This window comes from Pseudomonas sp. NPDC079086, from assembly GCF_044542155.1.
Lineage (GTDB): Bacteria > Pseudomonadota > Gammaproteobacteria > Pseudomonadales > Pseudomonadaceae > Aquipseudomonas.
Genome location: NZ_JBITTY010000001.1, coordinates 807,374 through 825,451, shown reverse-complemented (window position 1 = coordinate 825,451; position 18,078 = coordinate 807,374). Strand labels below are relative to the sequence as shown.

The window sequence follows — 18,078 nt, the reverse complement described above, 5'->3', positions numbered from 1 at the left end:
TGATCCTTCCCCTACAGGCCGGCGTGGGCAGCAATGGCGGTGGCGATGGCGATGGCCAAGTGCGACGGGTTGCGCTTGATCGAGTATTCGGTCAGCTCCGGGTGCGCCTCGACGAAACTGGTGTTGAACTGGCCACTGCGAAATTCCGGATTACGCAGAATTTCCTGGTAATAAGCAGCGGTGGTCTTGACCCCTTGCACGCGCATGTCATCCAAGGCGCGCAGGCCACGGGCCAGGGCCTCTTCCCAGGTCAGCGCCCAGACCACCAACTTCAGGCACATCGAGTCGTAGTAAGGCGGAATGGTGTAGCCGGTGTAGATCGCAGTGTCAGTGCGCACGCCGGGGCCACCGGGGGCGTAGTAGCGGGTGATCTTGCCGAACGACGGCAGGAAATTGTTCTTCGGATCTTCGGCGTTGATGCGGAACTGCAGGGCGAAGCCGCGGTGGATGATGTCTTCCTGCTTGACCGACAGCTCCAAGCCCGAGGCGATGCGGATCTGCTCGCGGACGATGTCGATACCAGTGATTTCTTCGGTGATGGTGTGCTCCACCTGCACCCGGGTGTTCATCTCCATGAAGTACACCTCGCCCTCGGCGAGCAGGAACTCCACGGTGCCGGCGTTCTCGTAACCCACCGCCTTGGCGGCGCGCACGGCGAGGTCGCCGATGTAGGCGCGCTGCTCGGGGGTCAGTTGCGGGCTGGGGGCGATTTCAATGAGCTTCTGGTTACGCCGCTGGATCGAGCAGTCGCGCTCGAACAGGTGCACCACATTACCGAAGCTGTCACCAAGGATCTGCGCCTCGATATGCTTGGGATTGACGATGCATTTCTCGAGAAACACCTCGGCGCGACCGAAGGCCTTGGTCGCCTCGGAGATCACTCGTGGGAACGCCTGCTCCAGCTCCTCACGACTGTTGCAACGGCGAATACCGCGACCGCCGCCGCCAGAGGTGGCCTTGAGCATCACCGGGTAGCCAATACGGTCGCCCTCGCTCAACGCCTCGGTGATGTCGGCAACGTTGCCCTCGGTGCCTGGCGTGACCGGTACGCCGGCCTTGATCATGCTGCGCCGTGCTTCGGTCTTGTCACCCATGCGGCGGATCACTTCCGCGCTTGGGCCGATGAATTTGATTCCACGTTCGGCGCAGATGTCTGCCAGTTCGGCGTTTTCTGAGAGAAAGCCATAGCCGGGATGCAGTGCATCGCAACCGGTTTCCACTGCCAGGTTGACCAGCTTGCGTGGGTTCAGATAACCGGCCAGCGGATCGGCACCAATACCGTGGGCCTCGTCCGCACGCTTGACGTGCAGCGCCTGGCGGTCGGCATCGGAATACACCGCCACCGAACGAATACCCATTTCGGCACAGGCTCGCACGATGCGTACGGCAATCTCACCGCGGTTGGCTATCAGAATTTTCTTGATCACGAGCCAGCATCCTCGATCACGTGAGCAGGCAACCGACAAAACCGGTCGACGTGTGACCGCAGCAGCAATCGCGGTCAGGCACTCACGCTACGCCGGCTTGGTGATTAACCAAAATCAATAATTATTGGGTTAGACATTAGCTAAAGCTTATAGTTGAGCCTGATCGACACGACCACACAGGTGATAATCGTGCGTAAGTCATTGCTGCGTATGACATTTAGACAAATCCAGGTGTTTCGCTCGGTGTGCAGCCACCTCTCCTACAGCCGCGCGGCGGAGGAAATGGCCCTGACCCAACCGGCGGTCAGCCTGCAGATTCGCCAACTGGAAGAGTTGATCGGCCAGCCACTGTTCGACTATGTCGGCAAGAAGCTCTACCTGACGGAGGCCGCCGAAGCGCTGCAGCGCGCCAGTGCGGATATTTTCGGCCGCCTGGAAAGCCTCGACATGCAGCTGGCCGACCTCAAAGGATCGCTACAAGGGCAGCTGAGCTTGGCCATAGAATCCAGCGCCAAGTACTTCGTTCCGCACCTGTTCGCGGCTTTTCGCCAACAATACCCGGAAGTCAACTTACAGCTAGTGGTCACCAATCACACTCAGGCACTGAAGCGCCTGAACGCCAACCGCGATGACCTGCTGATCATGTCGCGGGTGCCCACGGACATGAACCTGGAGTTTCTACCCTTCCTTAATAACCCGATCATCGCCGTGGCGCCGCCCGATCACCCGCTCTGCACACAAGACCAATTGAACCTGCAGGACCTCACCGCTTTTCCGCTGCTGATCCGCGAAGCCGGTTCCGGCACGCGCCAGGCCTGCGAAGAGTACTGCCACCAGAAGCGCGCGCACTTCGCCCAGACCCTAGAAGTCGGCTCCATGGAGGGCCAGTGCGAAGGGGTTATTGCCGGCCTTGGCCTGGCCCTGCTGCCACGCCACGCGGTGCGCCGCGAGCTGGAATGCGGCGCCTTGCGCGAACTGCCAGTCAGCGAGTTGCCGCTGCTGCGCAGCTGGTGCCTGGTGCACCCACGCAGCAAATACCTGTCACCGGTGGCCCAAGCGTTTTTCGCCTTCGTGCGCGATCAACGCAGCTTGATCAATGCCCTGGCTGAGCGCTTTGCCGAGCCAATCGGCGTCGCTACTCCCAGGCATACAACCAGCCCACCGCACTGACACGCCCCTCGCTGAAGGCCAGCAACAGCTGATCATGCTGGCCGCGCCAGTGATAACTCCACAGCAGCGGCCCTGGACTACCCTGCCAATCCGTGCGGCGCTGCCAGTCGGCGTAGTCCGCCTGATCGACCGTGACGCTGGCATCAGGCTCGCCCAGCAGCGCCAGCACAGCCGACGTATCGCTGCGCGCAGCCAGCACTTCTGCGGCCAGCTCCTGCATCAGCTGATGCTTGCGACCCTGCCAGGCATCCAGATCCTGCCGCCACTCGCCCCCGGCAAAATGCCCCTTGGCCTGACGCAGTTGCGCCCATTCGGCCGCCATCGGGCGCGCCTTATCAACGCCAACCTGCTGCTGAGCTACACCTGAGGCACAGCCCACGGCCAGCGCGAGAGCCAGCAGCACCATACCAATGCGCAATCCGTTGATCCCTTGCATAAATCCCTCCTTACGCGGTTGCCATACGTAGCCAGCAGCCATTATTCAAGTTGATAGTGAGTCGGCTTTATGTCGTGAAAATACGAAAAACGACAGCGATCTACGAAGAAATTGACAGACTTTAAAGTGCCTTCTAAGTTCTTTTGCACTCTTGTACCAGATCGGCCTGCCTCCCATAACAAGATGTTCAGGGGCATGCAGTAGCGCCAACGCATTCGGCATCAAGAGCTTCCACTGCCCAATATCACTCGCTCTCCACAAGAGAGCAAAAACGCACCACTCCTTACCAGGAGCGGACAAACAATAAGTGAAGGATAGGAATCTCAAGAATGAGAAAGCGGAAGTTAACCCTCGCCATCAGTGCCAGCATCACCGCGCTTTGCATGCTCAACACGGTTCAGGCACAGACCAACCCCCAAGAAGACTTTATGCTGCTGGAGCAGGAAAAAGCCGCCAACCAGGTATATAAGGCATTTTTCCCCAACGAAGACATTGCCCGCAAAGCGGCCATCAGCTTCCACGGCCAATTGCTTGAATCACACTATGAACAGGGCTACCTGATCATGGAGTTGACCGAGAAAGAGCAGGAAAAACTCGCGGTCTTTGGCTTTACCTTCGAACCGGCCAACGAGTTTATTGCCAAGCGCAATGAAGTGCTCACGCTGATCCAGAATCGCCTGCAACAGCGCAGCCTGAAAAGCGCAACGGCGATGAGCGACGCAAGCCTGGCCAGCATCCCCGGCTACGCCTGCTATGAAACCCTGGAAAGCACCTACAGTGTGGCCAGCGGCATGGCCAGCCAGTTTCCCGGTATTGCCGAGTGGCTGCTGGTTGGCCAGTCCTGGGAAAAGCTCAACGGCCAGGGTGGACACGACATCGGTGTGCTCAAGCTGACCAACAAAGCCATTACCGGCAATAAGCCCAAGCTGTTTATCAACAGCGCCATCCATGCCCGCGAGTACACCACCGCACCACTGGTGCTGGACTTCGCCCGCTGGCTGGTCAACGGCTACGGCACCGATGCCGACGCCACCTGGATTCTCGATCACCACGAGGTCCACCTGATGCTGCAGACCAACCCGGACGGTCGTAAGAAAGCCGAAACCGGACTGTCCTGGCGCAAGAATGCCAATCAGAGCTATTGCGGCGCCAACAGCAATAACCGCGGCGCTGACCTCAACCGCAACTTCACCTTCGGCTGGAACAGCACCAACGGCCAAGGCTCCAGCGGCAGTGCCTGCAATGACACCTACCGTGGCCCCAGTGCGGGCTCCGAGCCGGAAATCCAGACCCTGGAAAGTTATGTGCGCAGCCTCTGGCCGGATCGTCGCGGCCCCGGCAAAAATGACGCTGCGCCAAGCGACACCAGCGGCATCCACCTGGACATTCACAGCTACAGCGAACTGGTACTGTGGCCCTGGGGCGATACCAGCCAGGCGGCGCCCAACGGCACAGCACTGCAAACTCTGGGGCGCAAGTTTGCCCTGTTCAATGGCTATTCGCCGCAGCAGTCCATCGGCCTCTACCCGACCGATGGCACCAGTGATGGGGTCAGTTATGGCGAGCTGGGGGTAGCCGCCTACACCTTCGAGCTCGGCACGCAGTTTTTCCAGAGCTGTACGGTTTACCAGAACACCGTCAAACCGAAGAACCTGCCGGCCCTGATCTACGCGGCCAAGGTTGTCCGCACGCCCTACGTAACTCCGGGCGGTCCGGACATCAGCAACCTTGCGCTGAGTGGCAATGCCTCCAGCGGTGTGCCAGCGGGCACTCTGGTCACCCTGAGCGCCACCGCGAGTGACCTGCGCTTCAGCACCCGCAATGGCACCGAGCCCACGCAAAACGTCACCGCCGCCGAGTACTACATCGACAAGGCGCCCTGGGAGTCAGGCGCTCAGGCGATGCCCTTGCAACCCCTGGACGGCAGCTTCAACGGCAAGACCGAGGGCCTCACGGGCAACATCGCCACCACCGGGCTGCAGCCTGGCAAGCACACCGTGTACGTCCGCGCACGGGATGCGTCCGGCGCTTGGGGCGCGATCTCGGCAGCATTTTTGGTGATCGGCAGCGGCACACCGCAACCGAACTACTGCAGCGCAGCCAGCGGCAATGCCAACGATGAGTGGATCAGCCAGGTCAGCTTCGGCAGCTTCAGTCGCAGCTCAGGCGCCGGTACTTATAGCGACTTCACCGAAGCGCAGATCGGCCAGGCGGTGAACCTGCAACGAGGCAGCAACAGCCTGCGCCTGACGCCGCAGTTTGCCGGCACGGCGTACAACGAGTACTGGAAGGTGTGGGTAGACCTGAACAAGGACGGCGACTTCACCGACGCGGGCGAAGAACTGTTCACCTCTGCGCGGGCGCTCAGCACGGTGGTGAATGGCAACCTGGTAATCCCCGCAGGCGCCGCTACCGGGAAAACCCGCATGCGTGTGGCCATGCGCTACAACACCGCGCCCGTGCCATGTGGCACCTTCAACTACGGTGAAGTGGAGGATTACACCGTCAATATCGAGTAAGGCCTGGCAGCCTGGGGCCGCCTTATACGGCTCCAGGCTCGCTACCCACCCTCGCGTATTCAGCGCGCAGCCGCTGATGCGTCTTTCTTGCTGGCAGCCTGCAGGCCGTGCAGGTAGCTGGTCGCAATCAACTCCGGAAAATCGATCAACTCATGCTGCAGCTGACGCTGCTCGGCATAGCTTTCAATGGCGCGGCGGTATTCCATGCGACGCTGGTCAAGCAGTTTGCGCCGGGCCTTGGCGTCGCTGTTTTCGTGGGACTGCGGTTTATCCAGATAGCCAGACATAGGGGGTAACTCCCAAGCTGAATAAGGGGAGTACCAGCATCGACCCTGGATATGACGCTTTGATGGCCACGCGATAACGTGGCGATGAAATCAGTCTTCGCTGTTCTTATGCGCCTTGGGCGACAGCCGCAGGCTGCGCAGACTGCGCTTGACGCTCTTGAGGTGGTTAACCAGGCCTGGGCCGCGGGCCATGGCCACACCCATGGCGAGCACATCGATTACCACCAGGTGAGCGATACGCGAGGTCAGCGGGGTATAGATTTCGGTGTCTTCCTGCACGTCGATGGCCAGGTTGACCGTGGCCAGGTCGGCCAGCGGCGTCTGGCTCGGACACAGGGTGATCAGCGTCGCGCCGGTTTCACGTACTAGGTTGGCGGTGATCAGCAGATCCTTGGAACGCCCGGACTGCGAGATACAGATCGCCACATCGGTGGGTTTCAAGGTCACCGCACTCATCGCCTGCATGTGCGGGTCGGAGTAGGCCGCCGCAGTAAGCAGTAGGCGGAAGAATTTGTGCTGGGCATCCGCTGCCACTGCGCCGGATGCGCCAAAACCGTAGAACTCCACACGCTGGGCATTGGCGATGGCCGCAATGGCCTGCTGCAGAGCCTGGGTGTCGAGCTTCTCGCGCACCTCGATCAGGGTGTGCAGGGTGGTGTCGAAGATCTTCAGGCTGAAGTCCGCCACCGAATCGTCTTCATGAATCGCGAACTGGCCAAAACTGGCACCGGCGGCCAGGCTTTGCGCCAGTTTCAGCTTGAGGTCCTGAAAGCCGGTGCAGCCAATCGCCCGGCAGAAACGCACGATGGTCGGCTCGCTGATGCCGACGCTGTGCGCCAGCTCGGCCATGGAGCTGTGCATGACCGACGCCGGGTCGAGCAGAACATGGTCGGCAACCTTGAGTTCCGATTTGCGGAGTAGATGACGCGACTGGGCAATGTGCTGCAACAGGTTCACAGGTTTAGGCTCGACATTTGGCTAACGAATCCATCTAGCACGCCGCATAGGAGTCATGACTCGGTTATGATCGGCGAAAGACAGGTTGTAGTGGTCTTGTAGTTATACTACATGGCCGCCGCCGCCGCACTGCTAAACCGAGTCGGAGTTCCCACCTTGAGCATTCCCTGCGACATGCTGGTGTTTGGCGGCACCGGCGACCTGGCCCTACATAAACTGCTGCCAGCGCTCTATCACCTGCATCGTGCCGGTCGCCTGCATGGCGACACGCGCATTCTTGCCCTGGCGCGCAGCGCCCATAACCGTACAGCCTTTCAGGCCCTGGCCGAGCGACACTGCCGCGCTCAGGTGGCGCGCAAGGACTTCGACAACGAGACCTGGGCCAGCTTCGCCGCGCGCCTCGACTACTTCGCCATGGACGCCAGCCAGAGCGCTGACTTCGGCCGCCTGGGCAAACGCCTGGGGGAAGACCATGAGCGGGTACGCATCTATTACCTGGCCACCGCGCCGGATCTGTTCGAAGACATCGCCTCGCACCTGAAGGTCGCCAGCCTGGCCGGGCCGAAGGCGCGCATCGTGCTGGAAAAACCCATTGGCCATTCGCTGCAGTCGGCGCAGGCGATCAATGCCGCCATCGGCGCGGTGTTCGATGAGTCGCGGGTGTTCCGCATCGACCATTACCTCGGCAAGGAGACAGTACAGAACCTGATGGCGCTGCGCTTCGCCAACGCGCTGTTCGAGCCGATCTGGCGCGCCGGGCATATCGATCACGTGCAGATCAGCGTGTGCGAAACCCTTGGCGTGGAAAACCGTGGTGCCTACTACGAAAAAGCCGGCGCCATGCGCGACATGATCCAGAACCACCTGCTGCAGCTGCTGTGCCTGGTGGCCATGGAAGCGCCAGTGCGTTTCGACGCCGAGGCGGTGCGCAACGAGAAGGTGAAAATCCTCGAAGCGCTAAAACCCATCACCGGTCTCGACGTGCAGGACAAGACCGTGCGCGGCCAGTACACCGCCGGCAAGATCGGAGGCCAGGAAGTGCCGGCCTATTACTTCGAGAAGAACGTCGACAACGACAGCGACACCGAAACCTTTGTCGCCGTGCAGGCCGAGATCGACAGCTGGCGCTGGGCCGGCGTGCCGTTCTACCTGCGTACCGGCAAACGCCTGGGGCACAAGACTTCGGAAATCCTCATCCAGTTCAAGCCAGTGCCGCACCAGCTGTTCGGTGGCGGCGAAGCCAATCGCCTGCTGATTCGCCTGCAGCCGGAAGAACGCATCAGCCTGCAGTTGATGGGCAAAAGCCCAGGTAAGGGTATGCACCTGCAACCCGTGGAGCTCGACCTCAACCTGGCCGACGCCTTCCACAAGCAGCGGCGCTGGGATGCCTACGAGCGCCTACTGCTTGATGTGATCCAAGGCGACTCGACGCTGTTTATGCGCCGCGATGAAGTGGAAGCCGCCTGGAGCTGGGTCGACCCGATCATCAAAGGCTGGCACCAGCACTACCAGAGCCCGCGCCCCTACCCGGCCGGCAGCGACGGCCCGGAGCAGGCCAGCAACCTGCTTGAACGCCACGAACGGCAGTGGATGGAAGAGCCTGCTCGCTAGGCCAACTGCTCTTCAAACACCTGCAGCACCGCTTCCGGTAGCTGCTCACGCAGCCCTTCTCCACTGATCAACAACAGCAACGGCAACAGCTTGCGCAGGGTTGCCGGCTGCAACCCTGCACAGACATCCGCCTGCCGCGCCAATGACAAGCCACCCAGCACCTGGGCGGCCACCGGCAGATTGCGATCCAGCACTGCCGCCTCGGTAAGTTTGCACAGGTAACCGGTGGAGAAGCTGCGCAGGCTCTCGCTGATCAGCGGCATGTCGACGATATGCCGGGCAATCTGCAGCACATGATCAACATCGTTGATGCCGTAGATCAGCACCTTGATCTGCTTGGCCGACAAGCACTCGGCATACAGCGCCGCCGTGGCAAAGGCACCATCGGCGCAGAGCTGGCGCGCTACCTCCAGGTGCAAACTGTCCGGCAGGCTAAGGTAGGTGTCGAGGATCAAGCGCGGGTCGAGGTGGGTGGTCACCGCCGCAGCAAATTCGATGGGCATAACCATGATCAGCTCGCGCAACTGCCCCGGCGGCATATGCGGCGCTAGCAGCGCGGCTTTCTCGGCCCCCAATTGCTGCACCAGCCCCAGTTTGACGCTTAACGGGGCCATGGCCTGGGACGCCAACAGCAGGCGCAGGCCAACACTCAGGCTCGCGGGTTTGCGCATACGCACCTCTATTCAATCCGGACAGGCCCGCAGGATTGCCCGCCCGAGGCGCAAAGGCAGCCATCTTTGATCCGGTTTAGCGCCTGCCGGACAGGCAGCGCTCGCCGCAGGTGGGAATAGAGGAAACACCCCTGAAGAAAAGCAGGCGACTTATGCCGCGCTGGCCGCCGGCCGTGCGCTACGCCAGAAATAGAGCAACACGATGGGCAACGCCAACAGCCCCAGCACGCCGGCACTGATAAACAGATTGGCAAAACCCAGCTGCTCGGCCAACCAACCGCTGGTGGCGCCTACCAGCCCAGCCAGCAACAGCTGCACACTGGCCTGCAGGGTAAAGTCCGCGCCCTCATGCTCGGGCCGACACTGGCGCATCATCACCGCGAACAGCGCCACCGTGGACATGCCATCGGCGGTCTGTTCGAACAACGCCACCAGATAGACCAGACCGATGCTGCCACCGGCATTTACCAGCACAGCCATGGCCGCGATTCCGCTGGCCTGCAACAGACCGAACAGCAACAGCGCCCGCAGCGCACCAATGCGTGCATACAACAGGCCGCCGAGAAAAGCCCCGGCGATGCCTGCCAGGCTGCTGATCAGGGTCAGCTGGCCCAACTCAGCGTTGCTCCAGCCCTGATCCACCAGCATCGGCTTGATCATCGGCGAACCCAGCGCATCACCCAGCTTGAAACTCAGCAGCACCGCCAGCCAGAACAGCATGCCGGGCTGCAGCAGCAAGCCACGGTAATGCCGCAGCAACAGCCCAGGCCCGGCCGGCTCCGCCTGCGCCGGCTGAAACGGCAACTCGCGCCGCTCGTTAAAGCGCCAGATCGGCAGCGTCATCAGCACCAGCAGCACTGCCACCAGCGCCACACTCAGGTTCCAGCCCAGCGCATCCATCGCCAGCAGCAAACCACTGCCGCTGACCAGCATACCGACCTTGTAGCCGCCTACCTGCAAGCTGTTGCCCAGCCCGCGCCAGCGCTCTGGCAGCAGGCGCACGGCCAGGCCATCGGTGGCAATGTCCTGAGTCGAGGCTGCCAGATTGACCAGCAGTAACAGACCAATCAGCAAGAAAAAATGACTGTCAAACAGCCGCTCGGGGCTCATCAGCGCCAAGGTCGCAATCACCGTTATGACGCCAAGCTGCAACGGCAGAATCCAGCCGCGGTGATGGCCCAGCCGCGGCGATGCCAACCGATCCACCCATGGCGCCCACAGCACCTTGAGCAGCCAGGGCAACGCCAACAATTTGAGCAGACCGATCAACGCCAGATCAACGCCGTGCTGACGCAGCAACACCGGCAATGAATGCGCCATTAGCCCCGAGGGCAAACCCTGGGCGCAATACAGCGAGGCCAGCAGAATCAGAGTGGCATTGGCAGGGCGCGCTGCGGAGGCGGAAGAAGTGGGCTGCATGGAGCATCCTGCGAGTCAGCGAAAGCGCGACAGTAGCGGCCAGGCCGGCGGCAGACAAGCCGCCGGCCGGCCAATCAGAACTTACCCGCCTGCTCGCGCAGCAGCTGGGCGAACTGCTCGGCGGGTACCGGCTTGCTGATCAGGTAACCCTGGATCTCGTCGCAGCGCTGGGTCTTGAGGAAGTCCATCTGCGCCTGGGTTTCCACACCCTCGGCGACCACCTTGAGCTCCAGGCTGTGGGCCATGGCAATGATTGCGCGAGTGATGGCGGCGTCTTCGCTGCCGGGGGTTAGATCGCGGATAAAGGTCTGGTCGATCTTTACGTAATCTACCGGGAAGCGCTTGAGGTAGCTGAGCGAGGAATAACCGGTGCCGAAGTCGTCGATTGCCAGTTTGACCCCCAGCTCGCGCAGCTGCTGGAAGGTGCTGATCACGCTTTCGACATTATCCAGCAGCTGGCTTTCGGTCAGCTCCAACTCCAAGAATTGCGCGGCCAGGCCGGTTTCTTCGAGCACCTGGCGTACCAAGCTGAGTAGATTGCCCTGACGCAGCTGATGCACCGAGAGATTCACCGATATGCGGATCTGCGCCAGCCCTTGCAGTTGCCAGGCGCGCGCCTGCAGACAAGCCTGACGCAGGACGAATTCGCCGATGGCGCCGATCAGCCCGGTCTCTTCGGCCAGGCCGATAAAGTCACTCGGCGGCACCAGGCCCAGTTCCGGATGACGCCAACGCACCAGCGCCTCGGCGGCGTTGAGGCTGTCGGTCTCCAAGCACAGCTTGGGCTGGTAGAACACTTCCAGCTGGCCTTCATTGATGCCCTTGCGCAGCTGGTTTTCCAGCTGCAGGCGCTCCAGGGTGCATGCCTGCAGGTTGTCAGTGAAGAACTGGAAGGTATTACCGCCCAGGTGTTTGGCATGTTGCATGGCCATATTGGCCTGGCTGACCAGGGCTGAAATCTCCCGCGCGTTATCCGGCAGTAGGCTGATGCCCAGGGAGGCGCTGACCACCAGCTCATGGCCGCCCACGGTCATCGGCACGCGTAGTTTGCTGAGCAAGCGGCTGGCCAGCCGCGCCAGGCTGGAGAGGCTGCCGTAGGAATCGATCAGGATGGCGAACTCGTCACCGGACAGACGCGCCAGTGTGTCGGCCTCGGGCACGGCCTGAGTCAGACGGCGGCTGACCTGGCGCAGCAACTGGTCGGCGACTTCATGGCCGAGGCTGTCGTTAAGTAACTTGAAGCGGTCCAGGTCGACGTGCAGCAACGCGATACTGCGCCCGCTCTGTCGCGCACGCTGGCTGGCTTCGTGCAGGCGCTCCTTGAACAGGCTGCGGTTGGCCAAGCCGGTCAGCTCGTCGTAGTGCGACAGGTAGCGCAAGCGCTCTTCGGCCTCGCGGCGCGACGACAGGTCGGCAAAAAAGCCGACGATATGGCTGACACTGCCCCGCGCATCGCGCACCACATTAAGTTGCAGCCACTGCGGATACAGCTCGCCGTTCTTGCGCGTCTCGATCAGCTCGCCACTCCAGGTGCCGCTGTTTTCCAGCTCCAGGCGGATCATCTGGTACTGTCGGCGGCTGTCGCCACTGCTGATCAGGCTGATCACGCTTTTGCCGACCACTTCGTCCTGGCGATAACCGGTGACGGCGCTGAAGGCCTGGTTGACCGATAGCAGACGGTAATCTGGATCAAGGATCACGATGCCTTCACTGGCGGCTTCGAACACCGTGGCAGCCAGTTGCTGCTGCTGTTCCTGCACCTTGCGCGCGCTGATGTCGCGGCGCGTGCCGAGCATGCGCAACACGCGGCCCTCGGCGTCGCGCTCGACCGCACGGCCACGGTCTTCAATCCATACCCAGTGGCCGTCGGCATGCTTGATGCGGTACTCGACCTGATAGTCCTCGCTGCGCCCTTTCATGTGCTCGACCAGCGCGCGACGCAACACCGGTACATCATCCGGATGCAAACGCGGCTTGAGGTCACGCAGCATCACCTGAACTTCGTGCGACTCCAGGCCGAAGATTTCCTTGAGGCGCGAGTGGTGCACCTCATCGCTCTGCAGGTCCCAGTCCCACAGGCCCAACTCACTGGCTTCGATGGCCAAGGTCAGGCGTGCGCGGCTCTTGCTCAGGGCATGGGCAGTTTCATCAAGCTCCAGGGTGCGTTCGGCGACGCGCATTTCCAGCTCGCCATGGGCCTGGCGCAAATCACGCTCGGCGCGGCGGCGCTGCTCCACTTCATGAGCCAGCTCACCGTTGAGCCCCTCGGCCTGCAGTTTGGCGTGCTCCAGATTGCTGATCAGCGCCTGATTGTGAAAGCGCTGCAGCAGGCTGCGCTGCACCAGACGGTTGACCTGCCAGGCCACCACCAGCAGGGCCAGCAGCAGAATACTGCCGAGCAGGCCCCAGCCACGTTGCACGGAATTATCACTCAGCAGCAGGTAACCCACCGAGGGCAGCAGGCAGGGCAAAGCAAAGGTCAGGAACGCGCTGAAACTGATGGCATAGGCCACACTGGCGGAAAGAATCGCAGCGCCAATCAGGCCATAGACCAGCGCTTGCAGGTAGAACACATCCGCCGGCACTAGGGCGATGGCGGCAAACGCCAGGGTCAAACCGGATGCCCCGGCGCCGAGCAAAAACAGACGACGCCAATGGCGTTCAGCCTGACGGCTCGGCAAGACATTGTTGAAGGCACGCACCTGCACCAGGCGCAGCACGGCGAGGATCACCAGCCAGATCGACCAGCTGACCAGCAACACCGGTGGCAGTGCGCCCCACAATAGGAAGGCACACGCCACGCCACTAAGCAGCATGAACAAGGTTGGCACCTGCGAGCCCTGATAGAGCATGCGGGTACGTTCAGCGGCGATGTCTGTCGCAAACAGCTGAGCCACTTCCCGCCCGGAAGTCGGCTTGAGGCTATTTGCGGCAGCAAATGAAGTCGATGCGGTCATAGGCGATTTTCTTATAGTGGTTGCCTAAACGTCGGCGCAGCATACGCGAGCTAGACGCATCGCCCAAGCCGGGCGTGCGCTAATTCACAATACAAATACCCAACTTTCGATCAGCACCGTCACAGCCTATCAGGGCTGCCGAACTGACTCACCAGTCGTCCAATATGAACCCGTGTGGTCTTCTTGGCGCTGCCTCGTTTGCCCTGCCTGACGCAGCCCCCTAGAATGCCGCGATGCAAAATGACCCCGAACTCCTGATTGCCTCTCTTAATGATGCCCAGCGCCAGGCTGTTGCCGCGCGCGTGGGCCGCCAACTGGTGCTGGCCGGTGCTGGCTCCGGTAAAACCCGTGTGCTGGTGCACCGTATCGCCTGGCTGATCCAGATCGAGAATGCCTCGCCGCACAGCATCCTGTCGGTGACCTTTACCAACAAGGCCGCCGCCGAAATGCGCCACCGCATCGAGCAGATGCTCGGGCAAAGCCCGGCCGGCATGTGGGTGGGCACCTTTCACGGCTTGGCCCATCGCCTGCTGCGTGCGCACTGGCAGGAAGCCGGGCTGGCGGAAAACTTCCAGATCCTCGATTCCGACGACCAGCAGCGCATCGTTAAGCGGGTGATCCGCGAGCTCGGCCTGGATGAACAACGCTGGCCGCCCAAGCAAGCCCAGTGGTTTATCAACGGGCAGAAGGATGAAGGCCTGCGGCCGAAGAATATCCAGCCCGGCGGCGACCTGTTCCTCGCCACCATGTTGAAAATCTATGAAGGCTACGAGGCTGCTTGTGCACGCGCCGGGGTGATCGACTTCTCCGAGCTGCTGCTGCGCGCCCTCGACCTGTGGCGCGACAAGCCGGGCCTGCTGGAGCATTACCAGCGGCGCTTCCGCCACATTCTGGTCGACGAGTTCCAGGATACCAACGCCGTGCAGTACGCCTGGTTGCGCCTGCTGGCCAAGGGCGGTGACAGCCTGATGGTGGTCGGTGACGACGATCAGTCGATCTACGGCTGGCGTGGGGCGAAGATCGAGAACATCCAACAGTTCTCCGATGATTTTGCCGACGCCGAAGTCATCCGCCTGGAGCAGAACTACCGTTCCACGGCTGGCATCCTCAAGGCCGCCAACGCGCTGATTGCCAATAATCAGGGGCGCCTGGGCAAGGAGCTGTGGACCGAAGACGGCGACGGTGAGCCGATTAATCTGTATTCGGCGTTCAACGAGCACGACGAAGCGCGTTACGTGGTCGAGTCGATCGAGGACGCCCTGCGCAAGGACGGCCTCAAGCGCAGCGAAATTGCCATTCTTTACCGTTCCAACGCTCAGTCGCGGGTGCTCGAAGAAGCCCTGCTACGCGAGAAAATTCCTTACCGCATTTACGGCGGTCAGCGCTTCTTTGAACGCGCCGAGATCAAGAACGCCATGGCCTACCTGCGCCTGCTCGACGGCCGTGGCAACGATGCGGCACTGGAGCGGGTGATCAACGTGCCAGCGCGCGGCATCGGCGAGAAGAGCGTGGAGACCATCCGCGAATACGCCCGCGCCCATGATGTGTCGATGTGGGAAGCCATTCGTCTGATGGTTGCCGCCAAGACTCTGCCAGGACGCGCGTCAGGTGCGCTGGCCGGGTTTATCGAATTGATCGAGAATCTCGCCGCCAAAGTGCTGGAAATGCCGCTGCACCTGATGACCCAGACGGTGATCGAGCAGAGCGGCTTGATTGCTTATCACAAGGCCGAGAAAGGCGAGAAAGCCCAGGCCCGTATCGAAAACCTTGAGGAACTGGTCAGCGCCGCGCGCACCTTCGACAACAACGAAGATGATGAACTGAGCCCTCTGCAAGCCTTCCTCAGCCACGCCTCGCTGGAAGCCGGCGACACCCAGGCAGCAGAGAACGAAGACAGCGTGCAGCTGATGACCCTGCACAGCGCCAAAGGCCTGGAGTTCCCACAGGTGTTCTTGGTGGGCATGGAAGAAGGCCTGTTCCCGCACAAGATGAGCCTGGAAGAACCCGGTCGCTTAGAGGAAGAACGCCGCCTGGCTTACGTCGGTATCACCCGCGCCATGAGCAAACTGGTGATCACCTACGCTGAAACTCGCCGCCTGTACGGCAGCGAAACCTATAACAAGGTGTCGCGCTTTGTTCGTGAGATTCCGCCGCAGCTGATTCAGGAAGTGCGCCTGTCCAATAGTGTCAGCCGGCCGTTTGGCGCGGTCAGCCGCAACATGGGCGGCAACAGCATGAGCGGTGACAGTATGTTCGCCGGCAGTGCGGTGCCGGACACCGGCTTCAACCTCGGCCAGCGCGTGCAGCATTCGCTATTTGGTGAAGGCACCATCCTCAACTTCGAAGGCTCCGGCGCCCAGGCGCGGGTGCAAGTTAATTTCGAGAGCGAAGGCAGCAAGTGGCTGATGTTGAGCTACGCCAAGCTGCAGGCGCTGTAATCGACAACCTATTCAAACAATAAAGGAGCCTCCATGATCCGCCGCCCTCTGCTGCTTGCCAGCGCCCTCCTCGCCGCCTTCGGCCTGGCCGGCTGCAAGGAAGAAACCGCACCCCAGCAGGCCGCGACAGCCCCTGCTGTAGAGCACTTTCAATGGAAGATGGTCACCGCCTGGCCGAAGAACTTCCCCGGCCTCGGCACTGCCGCCGAGCGTCTGGCCGAGCGGGTCAAGGTGATGAGCAACGGTCGCCTGACGATCAAGGTGTATGCCGGCGGCGAGCTGGTGCCGCCACTTGAAGTGTTCGACGCCGTTTCGCGCGGCACGGCCGAGCTCGGTCATGGCGCCTCCTACTACTGGAAGGGCAAGGTGCCAGCGGCGCAATTCTTCACCGCCGTGCCATTCGGCCTGTCCACCTCGGAAATGAACGCCTGGCTGAGCAAAGGTGGCGGTCAAGCATTGTGGGAGGAAGCCTATGCGCCCTTCGGCGTAAAGCCACTCGCCGTGGGCAATACCGGTATGCAGATGGGCGGCTGGTATAACAAGGAAATCAACTCGCTGGATGACCTCAAGGGTCTGAAAATCCGCATGCCAGGCCTCGGCGGCGAGGTACTGAGCAAACTCGGCGCGACCACCGTCAACTTGCCTGGCGGCGAGATATTCACGGCCCTGCAAACCAGTGCAATCGACGCCACCGACTGGGTCAGCCCTTACAACGACCTGGCCTTCGGCCTGCACAAAGCGGCCAAATACTACTACTACCCCGGCTGGCAGGAGCCGCAGGCAGTGCTGGAGTTGCTGATCAACCAGAAGGCCCTCGACAGCCTACCGGCCGACCTGCAAGCAATCCTTACCGAAGCCACCCGCGCCGCCAACCAGGACATGCTCGACGATTATGTCTACCACAACGCCTTGGCGCTGGATCAGCTCAAACAACAGGGCACCCTGCTCAAGCGTTTCCCTGACGAAGTGCTAAACGCCATGCAGCGCGAATCCACCGTGGTACTCGGCGAACTGGCCGCGCAAAGCGAATTGAATGGCCGCATCTGGGCCTCGATGCAGGCCTTCCAGGCGCAGGTCAGCCAGATGCACCAGTTGTCGGAGAAAGAGTTGTACAACTGGCGCTGACGCTACCGGAACCGATGCCTTGCAAACGGAACCTCAGGGTTCCGTTTGTCGTTTCGCCACAGCTATTCACCCGTTACATGGCAGCAAAGCAAAAAGCGGAAACATTCTATGCCTAGCCAGCGCTAACCACGCCGGGCAAGATGCCGCGCGTAGATCCAATCACCAAGAGACAGCTAATCATGCAGCGTTTCCTCAGCATCGCCCTGGCCATGTTCCTCAGCGTGGGACTGACCACCATGAGTTTCGAAGCCGAAGCCAAGCGACTTGGCGGCGGCAAATCCTTCGGTTCCGCGCCAAGCCACCAGGCTCGCCAGACGCCAGCCCAGCAATCCGCAGCACCGGCTACCGCTGGTCGTCAACCTGCAGCAGCCAGCGGCGCCTCGCGCTGGTTAGGCCCGTTGGCCGGCCTAGCCGCAGGCGGCCTACTCGCCTCGATGTTTATGGGTGACGGCTTCGAAGGCCTGCAGATCATGGACATGCTGATCTTCGGCCTGATCGCCTTCCTGCTGTTCCGCTTCCTCGCCGCCCGTCGCCAGCAAGCCAGCCCGGCGACTGCCAACGGCGCGCCGATGCAGCGTGAAATGCCAGCCGCCCCAGCCTCGATCTTCGGTGGTAGCAGCGCCGCTGCCGCGATCAAGCCAGTGATCAACGCCCCGGCCTGGTTCAACGAGCAAAGCTTTATCAACGCCGGTCGCGAACACTTCCTCAGTCTGCAACAGCACTGGGATGCCAACGAGATGGACAAGATCGGCGAGTTCGTCACGCCGCAACTGCTGGAATTCCTCAGCCGCGAACGTGCCGACCTGGGCGATGGCTTCCAGTCCACCTACGTCGACAACCTCGATGTGCAGTTGGATGGCGTCGATGACCTCAGCGACAAGACCGTCGCCACCCTGACCTTCACCGGCGTGGCCAAGACCTCGCGCTTCGACCAGGGCGAAGCGTTCAGCGAAAGCTGGCGTCTGGAGCGTGCCACCGGCGACAACCAGCCGTGGCTGGTTGCCGGTATCCGCCAGAACGGCTGATCCCTCGCTGTATCAGAAAACCCGGGCTTGCCCGGG

Annotated in this window: 13 protein-coding genes; 6 read left to right on the top strand and 7 right to left on the bottom strand. The window is 61.5% G+C overall.

The features are described from left to right. Nucleotides 1–11: 11 nt before the first annotated feature. Nucleotides 12–1,427, bottom strand: coding sequence for an acetyl-CoA carboxylase biotin carboxylase subunit (locus ACIGEK_RS03970; RefSeq protein WP_397492049.1), 1,416 nt, complete (start codon nucleotides 1,425–1,427; stop codon nucleotides 12–14). Between the two features lie 189 nt (nucleotides 1,428–1,616). Between ACIGEK_RS03970 and ACIGEK_RS03965 the strand changes: the two genes are divergently transcribed. After that, entirely contained in the window at nucleotides 1,617–2,597 is a 981-nt protein-coding gene (locus tag ACIGEK_RS03965) for a LysR family transcriptional regulator (protein ID WP_397492048.1), read from the top strand. Here ACIGEK_RS03965 and ACIGEK_RS03960 read toward each other — a convergent pair. Beyond that, entirely contained in the window at nucleotides 2,563–3,033 is a 471-nt protein-coding gene (locus tag ACIGEK_RS03960) for a hypothetical protein (RefSeq protein ID WP_397492047.1), read from the bottom strand. The genes ACIGEK_RS03965 and ACIGEK_RS03960 overlap by 35 nt on opposite strands. A 329-nt stretch (nucleotides 3,034–3,362) precedes the next feature. Here ACIGEK_RS03960 and ACIGEK_RS03955 point away from each other — a divergent pair, with 329 nt between their 5' ends. Beyond that, nucleotides 3,363–5,552 (top strand): M14 family zinc carboxypeptidase, encoded by a 2,190-nt coding sequence (locus ACIGEK_RS03955; protein WP_397492046.1) that lies wholly within the window; start codon nucleotides 3,363–3,365, stop codon nucleotides 5,550–5,552. Between the two features lie 59 nt (nucleotides 5,553–5,611). Here the strand turns inward: ACIGEK_RS03955 and ACIGEK_RS03950 are convergent, their stop codons facing one another. Next, nucleotides 5,612–5,839, bottom strand: coding sequence for a PA3496 family putative envelope integrity protein (locus tag ACIGEK_RS03950; protein ID WP_397492045.1), 228 nt, complete (start codon nucleotides 5,837–5,839; stop codon nucleotides 5,612–5,614). Between the two features lie 90 nt (nucleotides 5,840–5,929). Then, nucleotides 5,930–6,796, bottom strand: coding sequence for a transcriptional regulator HexR (gene hexR, locus ACIGEK_RS03945; protein WP_311089827.1), 867 nt, complete (start codon nucleotides 6,794–6,796; stop codon nucleotides 5,930–5,932). A 111-nt stretch (nucleotides 6,797–6,907) separates the two neighbouring features. Here hexR and zwf point away from each other — a divergent pair, with 111 nt between their 5' ends. Next, entirely contained in the window at nucleotides 6,908–8,407 is a 1,500-nt protein-coding gene (gene zwf / locus ACIGEK_RS03940) for a glucose-6-phosphate dehydrogenase (RefSeq protein ID WP_397492044.1), read from the top strand. Here the strand turns inward: zwf and ACIGEK_RS03935 are convergent. The 3 genes from ACIGEK_RS03935 to ACIGEK_RS03925 all read right to left on the bottom strand — a co-directional run bounded on the left by ACIGEK_RS03935 (nucleotide 8,404) and on the right by ACIGEK_RS03925 (nucleotide 13,454). After that, the gene (locus ACIGEK_RS03935) at nucleotides 8,404–9,078 is read right to left on the bottom strand and encodes a hypothetical protein (protein WP_397492043.1); all 675 of its coding nucleotides are present in this window, start codon (nucleotides 9,076–9,078) and stop codon (nucleotides 8,404–8,406) included. The genes zwf and ACIGEK_RS03935 overlap by 4 nt on opposite strands. A gap of 150 nt (nucleotides 9,079–9,228) precedes the next feature. Then, nucleotides 9,229–10,497, bottom strand: a complete 1,269-nt coding sequence (locus tag ACIGEK_RS03930; RefSeq protein ID WP_397492042.1) for an MFS transporter — start codon at nucleotides 10,495–10,497, stop codon at nucleotides 9,229–9,231. A 74-nt stretch (nucleotides 10,498–10,571) separates the two neighbouring features. Continuing rightward, nucleotides 10,572–13,454 (bottom strand): EAL domain-containing protein, encoded by a 2,883-nt coding sequence (locus tag ACIGEK_RS03925; RefSeq protein ID WP_397492041.1) that lies wholly within the window; start codon nucleotides 13,452–13,454, stop codon nucleotides 10,572–10,574. 233 nt (nucleotides 13,455–13,687) lie between these two features. Here ACIGEK_RS03925 and uvrD point away from each other — a divergent pair, with 233 nt between their 5' ends. The 3 genes from uvrD (at nucleotide 13,688) to ACIGEK_RS03910 (ending at nucleotide 18,042) form a co-directional block, all read left to right on the top strand. Further along, nucleotides 13,688–15,892: a DNA helicase II gene (gene uvrD / locus ACIGEK_RS03920; RefSeq protein WP_397492040.1), complete on the top strand. Its 2,205-nt coding sequence runs from the start codon at nucleotides 13,688–13,690 to the stop codon at nucleotides 15,890–15,892. 33 nt (nucleotides 15,893–15,925) lie between these two features. Then, nucleotides 15,926–17,017, top strand: coding sequence for a TRAP transporter substrate-binding protein (locus ACIGEK_RS03915; RefSeq protein WP_397492039.1), 1,092 nt, complete (start codon nucleotides 15,926–15,928; stop codon nucleotides 17,015–17,017). A gap of 179 nt (nucleotides 17,018–17,196) precedes the next feature. Next, nucleotides 17,197–18,042, top strand: a complete 846-nt coding sequence (locus tag ACIGEK_RS03910) for a Tim44 domain-containing protein (protein WP_397492038.1) — start codon at nucleotides 17,197–17,199, stop codon at nucleotides 18,040–18,042. Nucleotides 18,043–18,078 lie beyond the last annotated feature (36 nt).